Genomic DNA, 19255 nt, shown 5'->3' with positions numbered 1-19255 from the left:
ATCGTTTTCATATTCAACTAAGGTTAAATGCTTAAAGGTAAGTATTCATTACGCTTTAATTTTTATATACCCGTCATACTTTAAGCTGCCTGTGCGTTGGCTACGTTCACTAACCAGAATCACTTACTTATGTAAGCTCATCGGGATTAATGAGTCTGATTGCTATTTATGCTTGTTTTACCACCAAATTAAGGTGATCGCAAATGCAAATAATGAGTTAAATCAGTTAACTGAATGTTTACATTGTGGCCAGTTAGGGCTGTAAAATACCGATTGTTAACATAATCAATTTACTCTCGCTTTAATCAAATAACATTCGAGTTTTAATTAACTCGCAGAATGCCATCATAATTATTTATAAATTAGGGTGAATAACTGACAGAATTAACGCCCATGTTAAATAGATTGTTAAATTAGCGCCGGTTTAAACGTAATTTAAGCTTCATCTCGTCGCAGAAAAGAATCGCATGCTAATTAATTTAAATGATAAACATTCAGCTTTATAGACGAAAAGGGTATGAGAAAAACCATTAAAGATGCCCGATTGTTTGCAACAAAAAGCTAAGTGAAAAAAGGGCCACCAACGTGGCCCTGAATAGAGAGATCAACGCTTCTTAAATGCCGCTGCCAGTGCATCACTCATGGCGCTGTTGCTGCCAGAGTTACTGTCTGCCCGGCCTTTTGCCGCTGGGCGGTTGTTCGAGTCATTGCTGTTACGTGACTGGCTGGCACCACGATTGTCATTACGACTATTGGCGCTGCTATTCGCACTATTACCGCCATTGTTGCCACGACGCGAACCGCCTTCACCGGGCTGCTCATCAAGGCGCATGGTCAGGGCAATGCGCTTGCGCTGCAAATCCACTTCCATGACTTTCACTTTGACGATATCCCCGGCTTTCACCACTTTATGCGGGTCATCGACAAACTTATCCGCCAATGACGAGATATGCACCAAACCATCTTGATGAACACCAATATCAACAAAGGCACCAAAGTTGGTCACGTTAGTGACAGAGCCTTCAAGGATCATGCCTGGCGTCAGATCATTAAGTGTTTCAACACCTTCAGCGAAAGTTGCGGTTTTGAACTCAGGGCGCGGGTCACGGCCGGGTTTTTCCAACTCACGCAGAATATCGGTGACCGTCGGGACACCAAATTTCTCGGTGGTGAAATCACGCGCATTAAGATTACGCAGCGCGGTAGCATTACCCATTAGGTCCTGCAATGCCTGTTCAGTTGCAGCCAAAATGCGCTCAACAATCGGATAGGCTTCTGGATGCACGGTTGATGCGTCCAGCGGGTTATTGCCATGGTTGATACGCAGGAAGCCGGCACACTGCTCGAAGGCTTTCGGCCCGAGGCGGCTGACTTTGAGCAATTGCTCACGGTTATGGAAGCGGCCATTCTCATCACGCCAGCTAACAATATTTTGCGCCATCATGCGGGTTAAACCCGCAACCCGGGTCAGTAACGGCACCGATGCGGTGTTTAAATCTACACCCACGGCGTTTACGCAGTCTTCCACCACCGCATCCAGCTTTTTCGCCAGTTGGCTTTGGCTAACATCATGCTGATATTGGCCGACTCCGATAGATTTCGGGTCAATTTTTACCAGTTCAGCCAGTGGATCTTGTAACCGCCGGGCAATAGAGACTGCACCACGGATAGAGACATCCAGATCCGGGAATTCCAGCGCCGCCAACTCAGAGGCGGAGTAAACCGAGGCTCCCGCTTCACTGACAATCACTTTTTGCGCGGTGACTGCCGGATACTGTTGCTGTAGCTCGACAAAGAAACGCTCGGTTTCCCGCGATGCCGTACCATTACCGATAGCCACCAGTTCAACCTGATGCTTGACGCACAGGGCGGCTACCACGGCGGCGGCTTTGGCAGCCTGCCCGGTATGAGGGTAGATGGTATCAAAGGCAACCAGCTTGCCGGTAGCGTCTACTATCGCCACTTTTACCCCGGTACGCAGGCCTGGATCAAGGCCCATGGTGGCGCGCATGCCGGCTGGGGCTGCCATCAACAGATCTTGCATGTTACGGGCGAATACGTTGATTGCTTCATCTTCGGCTCGTTCGCGCAGGGTGCTCATCAGCTCGGTTTCCAGATGCATCAGCACTTTGATACGCCAGGTCCAGTTGACCACCGCTTTGCGCCAACCGTCTGCTGGCGCATTATTCAGCCGCAGATCCAGATGGTTAATAATGATCTGCTCACCCTGACTTTCGCGTGGCGGTTCGTCAAACTGCGGGTCAGGATTGAGTGCCAGTTGTAACACGCCTTCATTGCGGCCACGGAACATAGCCAGTGCGCGATGAGAAGGGACATGGGCGATAGGTTCGTGGCTGTCAAAGTAATCGCGGAATTTAGCACCTTCCAGCTCCTTACCTTCCACCACTTTTGACACTAAATGGGCATTTTTCCACAAATACTGGCGCACTTTGGCCAGCAGGGTGGCATCTTCTGCAAAGCGCTCCATCAGGATATAGCGTGCACCATCCAGTGCCGCTTTCGTGTCTGCAACACCTTTATCGGCATCAACATAAGCGAGAGCAACCTGTTCTGGCTCTTGCTGAGGGTCATGCCATAAACTGTCTGCCAATGGCTCCAGACCGGCTTCAATCGCAATCTGACCACGGGTGCGGCGCTTCGGTTTATAAGGGAGATATAAATCTTCAAGCTCAGTTTTGCTCATGGTGCCATTGATGGCACCGGCCAATTGCTCGGTGAGCTTGCCCTGATCTTCAATTGATTTAAGAATGGTTTGGCGGCGCTCTTCAAGTTCACGCAGATAGCCCAAACGGCTTTCCAACTGGCGCAACTGGGTATCATCCAACCCGCCGGTAACTTCCTTACGATACCGCGAAATAAACGGCACGGTATTACCTTCATCAAGCAGGCGGATAGCAGAGATAACTTGCTCCGGCCGCGCCTGTAGTTCGCTTGCAATAATGCTGCTCAGTTGTTCATTCATAAGTCTGATGTCAAGTCTGATAGTGATTAGGAAAAACGGCAGAAGATAGTTATACGGATTGCCCGGATAAATTGCCAGTAGAGCGGCAGCAGAGCTTGAGGTAACGTGGACTTATCGGTAAAAAGTTAGGGTATAGTAGTGGTATCAATGCCAAAGGGATAATTATATGGCGAAAAGTAATTACATTACCCGCGAAGGCTGGCAAGCACTTGATCGCGAATTGCATTATCTGTGGCGGGAAGAGCGCCCGGTGGTGACGCAAGCGGTGTCTGAAGCCGCAGCAATGGGTGACCGTTCGGAAAATGCTGAATATATCTATGGTAAGAAGCGGCTACGCGAGATCGACCGCCGGGTGCGCTTTCTGACCAAGCGCCTTGAGGTGCTGAAAGTTGTCGACCCTGACCCCCGCCAGGAAGGAAAAGTCTTTTTTGGTGCCTGGGTGCGGGTAGAAAATGAATTAGAAGAACAGCGTATCTTTCGCCTGGTTGGGCCAGATGAGTTTGATCCGGCAAAAAAATGGATTTCTATCGATTCACCGGTTGCCCGTGCCTTAATTGGTAAACAGGTGGAGGATGAGGTGACGGTTCAGACACCCAATGGTGAAGCAACCTACTGGATCTTAGAGATCCGCTATCGCCCATTTGACGAAAGTGTTGATAATTAGGCACAACAATAAGCTTTGTAACAATTTCGACTAGAATATATACCATAAATAGCTGTCTGTTATACACGCCATACTTCAAGCTGCATGTGCGTTGGCACCCTGGTCACTTACGCATGTAAGTTCTTGGGAACTCGCTCAGTTGCCACCTTCCTGCAACTCGAATTATTTAGGCTACAGAGTAAGTTTTTCTAACAATGTACAGGTTCGGGCAATACGGCCTTTGGGAGTAATAAAATGCAAGAGAATCACAAGATTCTGGTCGTTGATGACGATATGCGCCTGCGCGCGCTGTTGGAGCGTTACCTAACAGAGCAAGGTTTCCAGGTGCGCAGTGTTGCCAATGCTGAACAGATGGATCGCTTGCTAACCCGTGAGTCTTTCCACCTGATGGTGCTTGATCTGATGTTACCGGGTGAAGATGGTTTGTCTATCTGCCGCCGTCTGCGTAGCCAAAGCAACCCAATGCCGATCATTATGGTGACGGCGAAGGGTGAAGAAGTTGACCGTATCGTCGGATTGGAAATTGGTGCTGACGATTATATTCCGAAACCATTTAACCCACGCGAATTACTGGCCCGTATCCGTGCGGTGTTACGCCGTCAGGCTAACGAGTTACCGGGTGCACCTTCACAGGAAGAAGCGGTAATTGCGTTTGGTAAGTTCAAACTCAATTTAGGCACCCGCGAGATGTTCCGTGAAGATGAACCTATGCCACTGACCAGCGGTGAGTTTGCGGTGCTGAAAGCCTTGGTGAGTCATCCGCGTGAGCCGTTGTCACGCGATAAGCTGATGAATCTGGCCCGAGGCCGTGAATACAGTGCGATGGAGCGCTCCATCGACGTACAGATTTCACGTCTGCGCCGTATGGTAGAAGAAGATCCGGCGCATCCGCGCTATATCCAAACTGTGTGGGGCTTGGGCTACGTATTTGTACCGGACGGCAGTAAAGCATGAGGCGATGGCGCTTTTCTCCGCGTAGCTCATTTGCCCGAACCTTATTACTGATTGTGACCTTGCTGTTCGTCAGCCTGGTCACTACGTATTTGGTGGTGTTAAATTTCGCCATTTTGCCCAGTTTGCAGCAGTTTAACAAAGTGTTGGCGTATGAAGTTCGTATGCTGATGACTGATCGGCTGCAATTGGAAGATGGCACGCTACTTGAAGTCCCGCCGGCGTTCCGGCGTGAGATTTACCGTGAATTGGGGATTTCGCTTTATACCAATGCTGCGGCAGAGGAAAGTGGCCTGCGTTGGGCACAGCATTACAAATTTCTCAGTGATCAAATGGCCCAGCAATTGGGGGGGCCAACTGATGTTCGGGTCGAAGTTAATAAAAACTCCCCTGTTGTCTGGCTAAAGACGTGGTTGTCACCGGATATCTGGGTGCGAGTGCCATTAACTGAGATCCATCAGGGCGATTTCTCACCACTGTTCCGTTATACCCTGGCAATTATGTTATTGGCTGTCGGGGGTGCCTGGCTGTTTATCCGTATTCAGAATCGGCCATTGGTCGAGCTGGAACACGCTGCTTTGCAGGTGGGTAAAGGGATTATTCCGCCGCCGTTGCGGGAGTATGGTGCATCAGAGGTGCGTTCGGTTACCCGGGCATTTAACCAAATGGCCGCTGGCGTGAAGTTGCTGGCAGATGACCGGACCTTGCTGATGGCCGGGGTTAGCCATGATTTACGCACGCCGTTGACCCGTATTCGTTTGGCGACTGAAATGATGAGTGAAGCCGATGGATACCTCTCTGAGTCAATCAATAAAGACATTGAAGAGTGCAATGCCATTATTGAGCAATTTATCGATTATCTACGCACTGGGCAGGAGATGCCGACTGAATCGAGTGATTTGAATGCAGTTCTCGGTGAAGTGATAGCGGCTGAAAGTGGTTATGAGCGGATAATCGAGACTGATTTGTGTGCAGGTGAAGTGCTGGTGGATATTCATCCGTTATCGATTAAGCGTGCTTTGGCCAATATGGTGGTGAATGCGGCGCGTTACGGTAATGGTTGGATAAAAGTCAGTAGTGGCACTGAGCTACAGCGTGCGTGGTTCCAGGTTGAGGATGACGGCCCTGGTATCAAGCCAGAAGATTTGAAGCATCTGTTCCAGCCTTTTGTGCGTGGCGATAGCGCCCGTAGTACCAGTGGTACTGGGCTGGGCTTGGCGATTGTGCAGCGGATTATTGATGCCCACGCCGGTTCGTTGGATATCGGTACCAGTGAGCGGGGGGGTTTACGGATCCGGGCGTATATTCCGTTGCCGTTAGATATGAAGGCGAAGCCACCTGCGGTAGTGTGAGTTTTATTTTGGTTATTTGGTTATTTAGTATGGTGATCGGGTTCGGTTGATATGAGTTAAGTGCCTAATTTACCTCCGTAGCCTCAACCGAGCAGGAGGGCAAGCCGGCCCTCCTGCACCTGCGGCTTGCGCGAAATATTGCCCTACGGGTAAACCGCCTACGTCTTTCGGGCTGACGAGCCAGCGCGATTCGGCTCCTGCTCAAGCGCGCTTTTCGCGGGCGTCCATGCCCGCTCACTCTGCCCTCCATCCTTGTCGGCAATATTCCTGATTGCGCTCAACGTCAAAACCATCATTTTTTGCTGTTGATTTCCTCTTTTGACTTTCAAAGCACATTTGAGCAGCCGAATGAAGAGTGAAGGTAGGACGCGAGGCAGGGAAGCCGAGCGAGCCGTGCTTGAGCAGGAGCGAATCACGGCGGTCCGTGAGCCGAAACGATGGGTGAGGGAACCCACGCCGTGGGCAGGCGATACATGCGAAGCGCGGGATTCCACAAGGGTGCGCGCCCGCACCCTTTGGCGGTTGAGGCAACGGAGACAAGTTAATCACTGAACTCATATCAACCGACCCGGATCACTGAACAACTAATAATGAACACCCGACCTCGATCACTCATCCACCAAACCTGATCTAATCCATTTTTGATTTGCGGAAAACAAAAGGGGCACGAATGTGCCCCTGTCATAATCACTACCAAATCAACGCTAACTTAGAGCTTTGGCCCTGCGCTAACCAACGCAGCACCTGCTGGGGTATCAGTATACTTATCAAAGTTAGTGGTAAAACGCTTCGCCAGATCTTCGGCTTTCTCTTGCCACTGCGCCACATCAGCGTAAGTGTCACGAGGATCGAGGATATCTGGGTTCACGCCTGGTAATGCCGTTGGCACCGCCAGATCAAAGATTGGCAGAGTGAAGGTTTCTGCTTTATCAATTTCACCGTTCAGAATGGCGTCAATGATGCCACGGGTATCCTTGATAGAAATACGTTTGCCAGTCCCATTCCAACCAGTATTGACCAGATAGGCTTGTGCACCCACCGCTTGCATACGTTTAACCAGCACTTCTGCATATTGTGTTGGGTGCAGCGACAGGAACGCCGCACCAAAACAGGCTGAGAAGGTCGGTGTTGGTTCGGTTACTCCGCGCTCAGTACCGGCCAGTTTAGCGGTGAAGCCAGACAGGAAGTGATACTGGGTTTGATTTGCCGTTAGGCGTGATACTGGTGGCAATACACCGAAGGCATCAGCAGTCAGGAAGATAACCTTAGTGGCATGACCCGCTTTAGAAACCGGTTTAACGATGTTTTCAATATGATAGATCGGGTAGGAAACACGGGTGTTTTCCGTTTTGGAACCATCATTGAAGTCAACTGTACCGTCGGCCAGCACCACCACGTTTTCTAGCAAGGCATCACGCTTAATCGCATGATAAATATCCGGTTCTGCCTCTTCAGATAACTTGATGGTTTTAGCGTAGCAGCCACCTTCAAAGTTAAATACGCCGTCATCATCCCAGCCGTGTTCATCATCGCCGATTAACTTACGTTTCGGGTCAGTCGACAGCGTGGTTTTACCGGTACCAGACAGGCCGAAGAAGATAGCGACATCGCCTTTCTCGCCGACGTTGGCCGAGCAGTGCATGGAAGCAATGCCTTTCAGTGGCAGCAGGTAGTTCATCATCGAGAACATACCTTTCTTCATTTCGCCGCCATACCATGTGCCGCCAATGAGCTGCATACGTTCTGTCAGGTTAAAGGCAACAAAGTTCTCAGAATTCAGACCTTGCTCTTTCCAGTCCGGGTTAGTGCATTTAGCACCATTCATGACGATAAAATCAGGCTCGAAATGGGCCAGTTCTTCGTCTGATGGGCGGATAAACATGTTTTTGACAAAATGAGCCTGCCACGCAACTTCAGTGACAAAACGAACTTGCAGACGAGTATCGGCGTTAGCACCGCAGAAGGTATCAACAACAAACAGACGCTTACCGGACAGTTGCTCAGTTACCAACCCTTTCAGGTGGCTCCAGGTTTCCTGACTCAGTGGCTTGTTATCATTTTTGCCTTTGCCCTGATCAGCCCACCACACGGTATCTTGAGTGATAGCATCGCGGACAATATATTTATCTTTTGGCGAGCGGCCGGTAAAAATCCCGGTATCTACCGCTATTGCTCCTGTGGTGGTGAGGATTCCGCGTTCGTATCCTTCAAGCGTGGGTTTGGTCTCTTCCTGGAACAGTAAATCATAGCTTGGGTTGTAAACAATCTCGCTGACGTTATGGATGCCATAGGCGGCGAGCTCCTGCGGGGTAATTCCTTTAACACTCATGTCATAACTCCTGGATCGTCAATTTTCTACCAGCGATTGTAAATCCTCATCTCTGATTAACAGCGATAGCTATCAAATATTTCAACATATGACCTATTTTTCGCTAGGTTATGAGAGATAGAACACGGATTGTCGCAAGTATGAAACGCCAGGAGAAATAGCTGGGCACGAGTCAGCACCCAACTAATCATTATTGTTATTAATGAATTTGTTCGGAGGAAGAGCTGTTACCACTCTTTAATGAGGCGATATCGACAGCATCAAACAGGTAGTGATTGCCGCAATACTCACAATGCATATCAATATTGCCATCTTGTTCCAGCATTTCGGTGATGTCATCTTCCGACAGTGTGACTAATGCATCGGCACAACGCTCGCGGGAACAGGTGCAGCGGAAACTGACGTTTTGCGGCTCATATAACGTCACTTCTTCCTGATGGTATAAACGATACAGCACTTCATTCGCGGGTAGCGTAAATAGCTCCTCAGCTTTGATGGTAGTGGTGAGCTGTGCCAGGTGATCAAATTCATCTTCATTGCGCTCTTCGGCTGGCAACACTTGTAGCAGCATCCCGCCCGCCGCGGCTTTACCTTCCACATTGCCAGTACGAATAAACAGGCGTGTTGGTAATTGTTCAGACTGCATAAAGTAATTTTCTAAACAGGCGGCGATAGTCTCCCCTTCCAGAGCTACCACACCCTGATAGCGCTCGCCCTTTGCCGGGGTGATGGTGATAACCAGATAGCCGTTGCCGACCATCTCTTTCAGCGTGCTTTCATCGCTGATTTCACCTTTAAAGCGAGCGACACCCCGCATTTGCTGCTGGTTATTGCCGTTAATCACCGCCAGTGACAACGGGCCATCTGCCCCCTGCAACTGCACGGTGATATCACCATCAAACTTGAGCGTGGCGGTCAGTAAACTGGTTGCGACCAACATCTCACCCAACAGCTTTTGTACCGCAGGTGGGTAGTCATGGTTGGCTAATACTTGCTGATAGGTTTCATTGACTGAAACCAGCTCACCGCGTACCGCATGGTTAGCAAACAGATAGCGGTGTAATTGGTCGTGATTAGACATAGGTTTCTCTCTTTCTGGCTGCAAGCAACCCCGTCATCTTTCAAGTTGCAGGGGTGTTGGCTGCCTTCCTGCATGTTGAAATCTATAGGGTTTACTCAGACTCGCCTTGTTTAAATTTGATCAGGTTGCGACGCTCTTTTTTATCCGGCCGCCGATCAGGATGTGGCATAGTCAGGGCATTCAATTTACGCGCCTGTGCTACCTTCTCGCGATTGGCAATACTGGCTTCAGTCTCTTCATACAGTGCCTGCGCTTCGTTTGCACCACGGCGTTGGCCGTGTAATGCCAATACCCGCACCGTGCGTTCATCATTGCCTTGGCGCAGGCGGATTTCAGCATTAAGCTCAACCAGTTTGCTCGGTTTACCGCGCTGACCGTTGTAATGGACTTTGCCGCCATCCACCATTTCCCTGGCGATTGCTCTGGTTTTATAAAACCGGGCGGCCCAGAGCCATTTATCTAGCCGAACCGATTCGTCAGAAACTGCTTTATCCTTCATGACTACTCCTGCCTGTTATATCCGTCATACTTCAAGTTGCATGCGCGTTGGCTGCCTTGTTGCAACTCGAATTATTTAGGCTATCGGCCTAAACCTCTTTTTAATCACCACGTAACTGTAGAGCGGGTAACAGCTTACGGTAATCATTGATTGCAGGGTGGCTGTGAAATGCTTTGTCAGCACAACTGGAATCCGGGTTTTCTATACCCAGACAGTAGCGGATACCGAATGTGCGCGCTGCATCCAGAATCGTTTCACTGTCATCGACGAATAAGGTTCTGGCCGGGTTCAGCCCAGTATGTTGGGCGACAGCTTGCCACAGTCGTTGATCTTCCTTCGGATAACCAAATGTATGGGTAGAAAGTAATAAATCAAGGTGCTGGTCAAGTGCAGTATGCTCAATTTTTACCGCCAGGCTGTGTGGATGGGCGTTGGTGAGCAAAATGGTTTGTAACCCCTGCTGGCGTAAACCGGATAAAAACGGCTCAGTATCCTGGCGCAGACGAACCCGGTTACCCGCAGCCGTGGTCATGGCGTAAATATCTAAGTCCAACCGTTCACTCCAATAATCGAAGCAATACCAGTTTAAGGTATGTTGCACTGCCAGATATTCATCATGAATAATTTTGTGTGCCTGCTCCAGTGGGATCCCTCGGTGTTGGCTAAGGGTTTCCGGCACCTGCTTTAGCCAGAAATGGCTATCGAATTCCAGATCTAGCAGGGTGCCATCCATGTCCAGCAGCACGGTATCGATTTCTTGCCAATTAAGTTCAGGGGGCATAGCGGCTCCACAATCACATTATTTTTAACCAAAAGTGTTGCTACCAAATAATACGGATTACAACAAATACAGGCGGCCAATCAGGGGCGGTGTCCCAAAACAACCACAGATAAAGCTAGCCTAGCATATCAAAGTTACAGGGCTAGCCAGCGATGAATGATATGGCTGAAAGAAAGCTAACGCAGGAAAGGCGTTGGAGTGAGGGTTTGGTTAAAGCAATTATCATAATAGCGTTGAATATTATCCATCCGGCTACGGTTTTTTAGTATCCGTTGAATTAATAAAGAGGTATTCACGACCAGACAAGCAATCAGTACCAGCAGCAATAAGCTGGTACCCAGATAACGGCCCAGTGTGACGATATCCGGCTCACTGTGTAGCGCAATATGCCGCGTGCCATTGGCATCAATGGTGATATTGGTAATGATACCTTCGGCCTTAAACGGGGTATTAAGTAGCAACCCAGAGAGCCGTTGTAATTCGCGCCACTGCTCCAGTGCGCTGTAATCAAACAGTGGCACGGCAGGAGCGGGGTGATTTACTAACTGCTTACCTTCATCACTGGTTATCAAGAACCCCCCCGGAGGCGGGCTGTTTAACGCTTCGGTTGCCAAATGCGTCTCACGATAAACAAATGATGAGGTAGCGGTTTTCACCAGACTTTCCAGGGCATCGGCACTGACTGGGCGCAGCAGCACATTCATGCCTTTCAATGTGCCAGATTGTGCGCGTTTAACCAGCCCCGACCAATTCTTTGCATTACCTAAATTAACCAAGGCATTCTTCAGGCGGACACAGTCGTTATCTCCACCACATAATGCCTGTGTTTTTAAGACGATATCGGCAAAGTTATCCAGTAAAATCATGCCAGACTTCTCGATGGCAGTGGCCAACTGTGGGTTGACGTTGACATCAATACCTTGCGGATGTAACTGCTGATTAACTGTAGCCACCAGTGCGGCGGCTTTCTCAATGGTGTCAGACTCAGGTTGTGGCAATGGTGCCGCGTTATTCCAATAGATCCCAGAACAATCAAATGGTGTAAAAACAAAACTATGCGGGTTTTGAGTATTCGGCGGGACATAACACATACCGGTACCCTGAGCTTTCAGCATATCGCCAATGTGTAGCGGCATTTTTTCCAAGGCTTCAACACTGGTAACTTGCTGACTTTGTGCGCCTTGCAACCAGGCAATGCTCAATTTCAATGGCAAGCCGAGCGGCACATAGATTAGCAATAACACCATTATTAGCAGTGAACCGGCGATAAGCGTCAGGTTTTTCCCCCAGCGCTGTAAGGGGAAATGTTTCATTTCGTCATGCAGGGATAAAAAAGGCCCCTGGCGCACAACCTGACGATTAAGGTAGATATCAATGTTGGTCTTTTTACCCAGATCATGAGCAAAATAAGGCCCCCAATGGGCCGGATAAATCAGATCGACAATCCCCAGCGAGATGTTATTCATCTGCCCTTGGTTCGATTCGCCAAACAGCCCCCAGCGCTTTGGTGTGCCACTCAAGCAATGGACTTCACGCAAATCTTTTTCAGACAACGGGCGGAACATATTCCAGCATGCCCAACCGGTTAACGTTATTGCCACAATAATCAGCCAGGGCAGTATGACCGCCGGGCCGATCAAGGCGAAAAACAGCAATAATAACGCCAGACAAATCGCGGCGGCTTCTTTTAAGCCATTTGCGCCATGCAGGGCATATTCTTCCGGTGTTTCTTTGCGGATATTCAACAGCTCTATATGTTCGCTGTCTGCTTTGCGGATTGATGCATTTTGCGCAGTGGAAGGCAAAATCGGTTGGTAGCTATTCTCAGCTTGGTGATTTTTAAGCGTATGCCCATTGAGGGAAATCACTAAAGGAATGGTCTGAGTTTGGATGAGTTCTACGTCATTATCTTGAGCAATATATTGCTCCCACGAAGAGGGGAGGTGAATCTCAATAGAATCAAGGTAATAACGCCATTTATTGGGTTCGTCACTCGCCACGCCGTAACGGGTGATAGCGCGGGTAACCGAATAAACATTTTCGCTTTGTGGCGTCAGAGCCAGCTTTGCGGGCACAAGATTGTTGTTCGTCAGTGTACGGGTGTCGAAAGTTGATTGAGCTTTGAATCCGAGCTTCTCTCGCTGACCGAGTAAATAATTCTCAATATTAACCCGTTCTTCTGGGGTAAGTTTACGATAGATGGGTTTAGCGAACGGCAGTGTTGCAGTTACGGGGGCGGGGCGGCGGAATCGGAACCACCATAATAACCCTACCGCGATCAGACTGGTCAACAGTAAGGCCAATATTAAGACCATTGTGCTCATCCCATCCCCATCCGAGCGCTTCTGACTCACGTCAGCTCTATGAAAGAATGCATATTATGCGTTAAAACAGTACCAAGGCATATAACAGAGTCATTCAGTGAATTAGCATTTTACACGCTATTATTCATCAAAAAACCTAATGCAAGTGCTCTTAAACTGCCCGTAGACTGATAAGCATAGCAAGGCTAAAACATCGGTAATATCAGCATAATCCTATTTTCAAACACAAATTTTAACGTGTTCTGTACTGAAATAGGCTGAAATTTAACCGGTTGAATCTTGACTAAACTCGACGCCATGTTAAAAACAGGTAAATTATATCTAACTGAGATTGCGATAAAGGTTCTCACTAACGCACAATGTGATCAAGTTCTAATAAATTTCAGTATAAAGCGTTGGGTTAATCGTTATCGGTAAAAAGTGGTTTACTAAGTAACCATAAAATAGCGCGGGTTATCCTGAGAGAGTTCGATAGGCGGTGAGTATTTAAATTGGGGCTATCATGAAACACCTGCAAAAACCTAAAATTCTTAAAATAGAAACGGTTGCCCACTCCCGCTTGTTTACCGTTGAAGCGGTGGATCTGGAGTTCAGCAATGGCGTGCAACGGGTTTATGAACGAATGCGGCCATCAAATCGTGAAGCGGTTATGATCGTGCCGATTATTGGTGATGACCTTTTGCTGATTCGCGAATATGCCGTGGGTATTGAAGAGTATGAGTTGGGCTTCCCCAAGGGGCTGATTGATCCGGGCGAGGGTGTGTTGGAGGCGGCAAATCGTGAGCTGATGGAAGAGGTTGGCTTTGGTGCTAAACGCTTTGATTATCTCACTAAGCTGACAATGGCTCCGTCCTATTTCTCTAGCAAAATGAATATCGTTATTGCCCATAACCTCTATCCACAAAGTCTGGAGGGCGATGAGCCGGAACCTTTGCCACAAGTGCGCTGGCCGATCGCCAATATGATGGCACTGCTGGATGAGCCGGGCTTCAATGAGGCCCGTAATGTTAGTGCCCTTTTTCTGGCTCAGGCATTTCTTAATAAGTAATTTTCAAACATAAAAAAGCCGGGGCTCTGTTACGCGCTCCCGGCTTTTATATTGCCTTGATACTCAGGCAATTAGCGCTGACAGAACCATTCCATCAGAACAATTAAGTTAGAACAACTCATGAGTCTGCCCGTTATCCATCAGGGTGGTACCCGCTTCATGTACTGAGAACTCAGTGGGTTGTGTCCCCTCGATAAAGTACTCTGAGCGGCTGCCTGGCCCGCCACTGGATAACTTACCGGTCTGTTTATCAATCACTACACTGACAATACCTGGCGGTGGAGAGACAGGTTTTTCCGGTAAGCCTTCAAGGGCGGCTTTCATAAAGTCATCCCATGCAGGTTGCGCACTTTTCGCCCCACCTTCCGCACCCGCGATCTGATCTGATATTGCCCCCGATGCGGAGCTACGGCCTAAGTCGCGGCGATGGTCATCGAAGCCAATCCAAACAGAGGTCACGGTATCCGGGCCGTAGCCAGAGAACCAGGCATCTTTCGAGTTGTTGGTGGTACCGGTTTTACCACCGATATCCTTGCGTTTCAGGTCACGCCCAGCGCGCCAGCCGGTACCCATCCAGCCCGGTTCCCCGAAGATGTTTGAGTTCAACGCATCACGAATCAAGAAGGCCAACGGCGTGCTTATCACATGTGGTGCGTATTGTTGGTCACTGTTGAGCTTGGCCTGTGCTGGCGTCACTTGTTCTAACTCAGGCATAGGTACATTACTGGCGCTATTGCTCTGCGAGGTGGCGACGTTTTCGATGTTATCGTCAGACAGCACCACTGAACGTTGAGTGTCACCGTAAATAACCGGTAAGTTACACTCTTCACAGACAATCTTTGGTTTCTCTTCGAACAGCACATTGCCGACATCATCAGTTATCTTGGTGATGAAATACGGATCGACCAGATAGCCACCGTTTGCCAACACAGCGTAACCTCGGACTAACTGCAATGGCGTAAAGGAGGCGGAACCTAATGCCAGGGATTCTGAGTGCACAATATTCTGTGCCGGGAAACCAAAGCGTTGCAGGTATTCAGCTGCGTAATCCACACCCATGGCACGCATTGCCCGCACCATCACCACGTTCTTCGACTGACCTAAACCTTGACGCAAACGAATTGGGCCATCGTAAGTCGGTGGTGAGTTTTTTGGCCGCCAATCGGTGCCTGCACCCGCATCCCAGCGTGTAATTGGCAGATCGTTGAGGATGGTCGCCAGCGTCAGACCTTTATCCATTGCCGCAGTATACAGGAAGGGTTTGATATTCGAACCGACCTGACGTAGTGCCTGCGTAGCGCGGTTAAATTTACTTTGGTTAAAGTCAAAACCGCCAACCAGCGCCTTAATCGCACCGTTGTTTGGATCGATAGAAACCAAGGCTGAGTTGACGTCCGGCACCTGTGCCAGCCACCAATTATCCTCTACTTTTCTCACCCAAATTTGCTGACCAGGCTGCACCACATCGGTGACTTGTTTTGGCGTCGGCCCTTGAGCGTTATCTGATTTAAACGGACGCGCCCAACGCATGCCGGCCATTGGCAAGGTCACGTTGCTGCCATCTGCCAACAGTGCCGTTGCTTGCGCCGCATTGGCTTCGGTCACCACCGCTGGCAGCAGTGGGCCATAGACCGGTAAGGTTTTTAGCGAATCAATAATTTGCTCGCGGCCCCAGGCACTTTCGCCCACTTTCCACAACACATTGGACGGGCCTCGATAACCATGGCGCATATCATACGCCAGCACATTGGCACGTAATGAGTCGACTGCCGCCAACTGGAGCTTTCTGGTAATGGTGGTATAGACCTGGTAGCCGTCGGTATAGGCATTCTCACCATAACGCTTAATCATCTCCTGACGCACCATTTCTGACAGATAAGGTGCTGAGAAGGAGATTTGCGGTGCATGGTAGTTGGCAACCAGCTCTTCACTGCGCGCCTGATCGTATTGCGCTTGAGTGATGTACTTTTCATCCAGCATTCGTGACAGCACGACGTTACGGCGCGCCACCGCTCGGTCATGTGAATAGAGCGGGTTGAAAGTGGAAGGGGCTTTTGGCAAACCGGCAATCATCGCCATCTGGCTGAGGGTCAATTCATTAACCTCTTTGCCGAAATAGACCTGTGCCGCTGCGCCGACACCATAGGCACGGTAGCCGAGATAAATCTTGTTTAGATAAAGCTCAAGGATTTCATCTTTGGTCAGTAACTGTTCGATGCGAATTGCCAGAAAGGCTTCCTTGATTTTACGTATCAAAGTCCGTTCCGGGCTTAAGAAGAAGTTTCGAGCTAATTGCTGGGTAATGGTACTTGCCCCTTGTGAGGCACGCCCAGAAACCATAGCAATTGAGGCAGCACGTAGGATCCCAACGGGGTCCACACCATGATGCTCATAGAATCGACTATCTTCTGTAGCAATAAACGCATGCACCATTTCTGGTGGAATCTGTTTTAATGTCAACGGGATACGGCGTTTTTCACCGTATTGAGCGATCAATTCGCCTTCGGCGCTATACACCAACATAGGTGTTTGCAGCCGGACATCTTTCAGCGTGGCAACATCGGGTAGCTGCGGCTCAATATATTTGTACAGGCCAAATATCGAGGCTGCTCCCAGTAAAATGCAACACACTGTAAGGATCAAAAAATACTTTACGAACTTCACCTGAGATTTCCCATTCAATGTCAATTGGGCAGTTTATAAACAACCGCGCCGTAGTATAAAGGCAAGCCCGTAACATGGATACGTTCTTTTATTGTCTCTCGACATGGAGGTCGACAAAGATGTACTCACAATATTGGCAGGTTGGGCTAGATATTCAAATAGATGCTATACGCGTCTTGGCTGTTGTCAGACGCCGCTATGGCTGGCAACTGCGCTACTGGTGGCATCAAACCTTACCTTCAGGCGTTTTGCGGGAAGGTATTTTACAACAGCCAGATATAGTTAGCGACAAACTCAAATTATTGCGTAAACAATTACCAAGACATATTTCATTACGTATTGCATTGCCCGCACAGCGCATATTGCAACACACTATTCCTACACCGGACCGGCGTTTGCGTGAACCAGAGCGTGAGGGCTTTATCAACGCCACCGCAAGTAAGGTATTTCCGCTCGGCAGTCAGGCTTTAGCCCTCGATTATCGTAACGCAACGGCATCCAGTAGTGAGTTAGTCATCACGGCTGCCCGTCAGTCAGAAGTCGAACAATGGCAGGCGTGCTTACATCAAGCTGGCTTGTCCCCTCATATGATTGATATAACCCCTTGCGCACTGCGTTATATGGCGGCAGCGGCAGGGTTATCGGGGCCATATTGGTTGGTTCATCGTTTGGCGAATGAGTGGCTGTGGGTGTCATCCGCAGACATGCCATTTGATTTTGGTGTGGTAGCGGCTGACTCAGATGATGTAACACCAGGCCAACCGCCGACTACATTTAATCCATTGCCAGCACTGCTGAAACAACTCCAGACGCGTTACCCCGAGCAGCGTGGAATACCGATAACGGTGTATTACAGCAATGCTGCGGATGTTGCATCTGCTGAAAATACCACTGGCTGGTCACCCTTTACGGCTTTTGCCCAGTATCAACCCCCACTGCCACCATCCCCCGCTGCATTTATTCTGGCAGGTGGGCTGGCATTACGCCCGGCAGATTACTGATGTATCAAGTTAATTTTTCATTATGGCGTGCCGAGCGCCAATCAGCCCGTTACCGTTTTTGGCGCAATATAGGGTTATGCCAATGCCTGTTTTTGATCATCCTATTGGTTGTAATACAACGGCAATCAAGGGCGGTAAATCTCAGCCAGCAGAACCGCCTGGCGGCACTATCTCAGCAACAAGTTGCTTTAAGCCAGCACCATCAAGAAGTGCAACAGGCAATGGCGCAACTACGGCATTGGGAACACCGTGCTCAGATTTATCGTCAAGCCCACCAACTCGCCCACCGGTATACAACGTTATTGCAGCAACTATCGCAGCAAATTCCCGATAGTTGCTGGTTGGTCAGCCTGGTACCACAAGGTGATAAGGTGGTTTTTGAGGTGATGAGCCAGAGTTATGCGGCAATTAATCTCTTTTTAGTGCGTTTAGGCCGCCTGCCTCTCTTCACAAAGGTGCACTTACAAAAGATTGTTCAGCAGGATGACGGTAATTTTCGCTTTGCGGTTTGGGCTGACTGGCAGGACAGAGATAGTGATGAATAAGCAGTTGCAACGTTGGATGGATAGGCCAGGTTGGCAGCTCTTGATCGGGCAGTGGGGGTTGCTGGGGCTTTTAAGTGCCATGGTTTATGGCATGTTATTACGCCCTGCATGGCAACAGCAGAGGCTCACTGCACATAAAATTATTCAACATCAGCAACAGGTTTGGCACCAGCAGGCGGCTTTGGCACCGTTGCCCTCACTTTCTCTGCTGCGTCAGCAAATCATGGCATTGAAAGAAAAAGAGGCGTCATGGTTGCCACTTGATAGCTCAATCGCCCATTTGGCTGGTGAATTGATTGCCCCGTTTGGCGGGCAAGTCATGCGTTGGCAGCGGCAATCCGAGCCCGTTGGCGAGGTGGCGGTGGATTCAATAAGGTACCAACAGTGGCACGCTACTCTGCGGGTCAATTTCTATGGATTGCTCCATTTATTTCGTCAACTATCTGAAATTCCTACTCCTGTTCAGGCCCAGCTAGTTGAGATTAATAGTGATAATTCTGTGCTGAGGGTGAAATTAAGCCTGAAAGAATATCTCGCCGGGGGCGTCAATGAGTAGCAGCAAAGGGAGCGTGGCATGGAACTTCTAAAGGGAGTCGCTCTGATAATCGTATCACTGGCACCTGTGGTTTATGCGCCCCCCTTATTGGCAGCCACAGGGCGCAATCCTTTTCAGGACATATCAGCACAACCCTGTGATGGCGAGCGGGAGAAACTCACCCATTGGCGGCTACAAGGGGTTATCAGGGCAGGGGATTACTATTCTGGTTGGATACTGCGCCCTGAGGGCCGCTGGCAGAAGCTGGTGGTAGGCTCACGGTTGTTGCCAGACTGGCAAGTTACTCATATTGGCTCGCGGCAGGTGAGCCTACAGTACACAAACCCAGATAGTTTTTGTTCTGGATCAGCCGAGCCAGCTGTGTTGTCGATGCGCTGAGCCGCGAGTCCCTGTAGGTCATCATTATCATCGCTAAAGAATGTGGCAAGGTAGCCAGACAAGCTACCCACCCTTACCGTTTCAAATGCACAGGACATA

General features: G+C 49.3%; 15 protein-coding genes. 8 read left to right on the top strand and 7 right to left on the bottom strand.

Translation table 11 applies throughout. The annotated features are described in order from the left end of the window. Positions 1–604 precede the first annotated feature (604 nt). Complete coding sequence (locus EL015_RS20375) at positions 605–2983, bottom strand: Tex family protein (protein WP_005186097.1); 2379 nt, start codon at positions 2981–2983, stop codon at positions 605–607. Between the two features lie 166 nt (positions 2984–3149). On the opposite strand from EL015_RS20375, the gene greB reads away from it, so the two are divergent. From greB to envZ, 3 genes are all read left to right on the top strand, one after another. Then, positions 3150–3647 carry a transcription elongation factor GreB gene (gene greB / locus EL015_RS20370; protein WP_005186101.1) on the top strand — a complete coding sequence of 166 codons (498 nt, stop codon included), beginning with the start codon at positions 3150–3152 and terminating at the stop codon, positions 3645–3647. A gap of 234 nt (positions 3648–3881) precedes the next feature. Beyond that, positions 3882–4601: an osmolarity response regulator transcription factor OmpR gene (ompR, locus tag EL015_RS20365; RefSeq protein WP_004709363.1), complete on the top strand. Its 720-nt coding sequence runs from the start codon at positions 3882–3884 to the stop codon at positions 4599–4601. Beyond that, complete coding sequence (envZ, locus tag EL015_RS20360) at positions 4598–5950, top strand: two-component system sensor histidine kinase EnvZ (RefSeq protein WP_032906569.1); 1353 nt, start codon at positions 4598–4600, stop codon at positions 5948–5950. The genes ompR and envZ overlap by 4 nt, the downstream gene beginning before the upstream one ends. A gap of 709 nt (positions 5951–6659) precedes the next feature. On the opposite strand, the gene pckA is transcribed toward envZ, so the two are convergent. From pckA to EL015_RS20330, 5 genes are all read right to left on the bottom strand, one after another. Beyond that, the gene (pckA, locus tag EL015_RS20350; protein WP_005186106.1) at positions 6660–8279 is read right to left on the bottom strand and encodes a phosphoenolpyruvate carboxykinase (ATP); all 1620 of its coding nucleotides are present in this window, start codon (positions 8277–8279) and stop codon (positions 6660–6662) included. Between the two features lie 199 nt (positions 8280–8478). Next, positions 8479–9360 (bottom strand): Hsp33 family molecular chaperone HslO, encoded by an 882-nt coding sequence (hslO, locus tag EL015_RS20345; protein WP_032906571.1) that lies wholly within the window; start codon positions 9358–9360, stop codon positions 8479–8481. A 91-nt stretch (positions 9361–9451) separates the two neighbouring features. Beyond that, complete coding sequence (gene hslR / locus EL015_RS20340) at positions 9452–9859, bottom strand: ribosome-associated heat shock protein Hsp15 (RefSeq protein WP_005186113.1); 408 nt, start codon at positions 9857–9859, stop codon at positions 9452–9454. A gap of 100 nt (positions 9860–9959) precedes the next feature. Further along, positions 9960–10640, bottom strand: a complete 681-nt coding sequence (gene yrfG, locus EL015_RS20335) for a GMP/IMP nucleotidase (protein ID WP_005186116.1) — start codon at positions 10638–10640, stop codon at positions 9960–9962. A gap of 176 nt (positions 10641–10816) precedes the next feature. Further along, a complete protein-coding gene (locus EL015_RS20330; RefSeq protein ID WP_032906572.1) occupies positions 10817–12964 on the bottom strand; it encodes an intracellular growth attenuator family protein in 2148 nt (715 codons plus the stop codon). A 502-nt stretch (positions 12965–13466) separates the two neighbouring features. Between EL015_RS20330 and nudE the strand changes: the two genes are divergently transcribed. Continuing rightward, on the top strand, positions 13467–14012 hold the full coding sequence (gene nudE, locus EL015_RS20325) for an ADP compounds hydrolase NudE (protein ID WP_005186120.1): 546 nt from the start codon (positions 13467–13469) through the stop codon (positions 14010–14012). 108 nt (positions 14013–14120) lie between these two features. On the opposite strand, the gene mrcA is transcribed toward nudE, so the two are convergent. Further along, positions 14121–16676: a peptidoglycan glycosyltransferase/peptidoglycan DD-transpeptidase MrcA gene (gene mrcA, locus EL015_RS20320; RefSeq protein ID WP_032906573.1), complete on the bottom strand. Its 2556-nt coding sequence runs from the start codon at positions 16674–16676 to the stop codon at positions 14121–14123. 119 nt (positions 16677–16795) lie between these two features. On the opposite strand from mrcA, the gene pilM reads away from it, so the two are divergent. From pilM to EL015_RS20300, 4 genes are read left to right on the top strand one after another with little or no spacing between them, the layout of a single operon-like run. Further along, positions 16796–17677, top strand: a complete 882-nt coding sequence (gene pilM, locus EL015_RS20315) for a type IV pilus biogenesis protein PilM (protein WP_005186123.1) — start codon at positions 16796–16798, stop codon at positions 17675–17677. Continuing rightward, entirely contained in the window at positions 17677–18222 is a 546-nt protein-coding gene (locus tag EL015_RS20310) for a PilN domain-containing protein (RefSeq protein ID WP_032906575.1), read from the top strand. Before pilM ends, EL015_RS20310 begins: the two co-directional genes overlap by 1 nt. Next, complete coding sequence (locus EL015_RS20305) at positions 18215–18778, top strand: hypothetical protein (RefSeq protein ID WP_032906576.1); 564 nt, start codon at positions 18215–18217, stop codon at positions 18776–18778. Before EL015_RS20310 ends, EL015_RS20305 begins: the two co-directional genes overlap by 8 nt. Positions 18779–18796: 18 nt before the next feature. Then, on the top strand, positions 18797–19156 hold the full coding sequence (locus tag EL015_RS20300) for a DNA utilization family protein (RefSeq protein ID WP_032906577.1): 360 nt from the start codon (positions 18797–18799) through the stop codon (positions 19154–19156). Positions 19157–19255: the final 99 nt, after the last annotated feature.

It is taken from the genome of Yersinia intermedia (assembly GCF_900635455.1).
In the GTDB taxonomy this organism is placed as follows: domain Bacteria; phylum Pseudomonadota; class Gammaproteobacteria; order Enterobacterales; family Enterobacteriaceae; genus Yersinia; species Yersinia intermedia.
The sequence above is the reverse complement of the archived record's forward strand: the minus strand, read 5'-3'. Positions and strand labels throughout refer to the sequence as shown.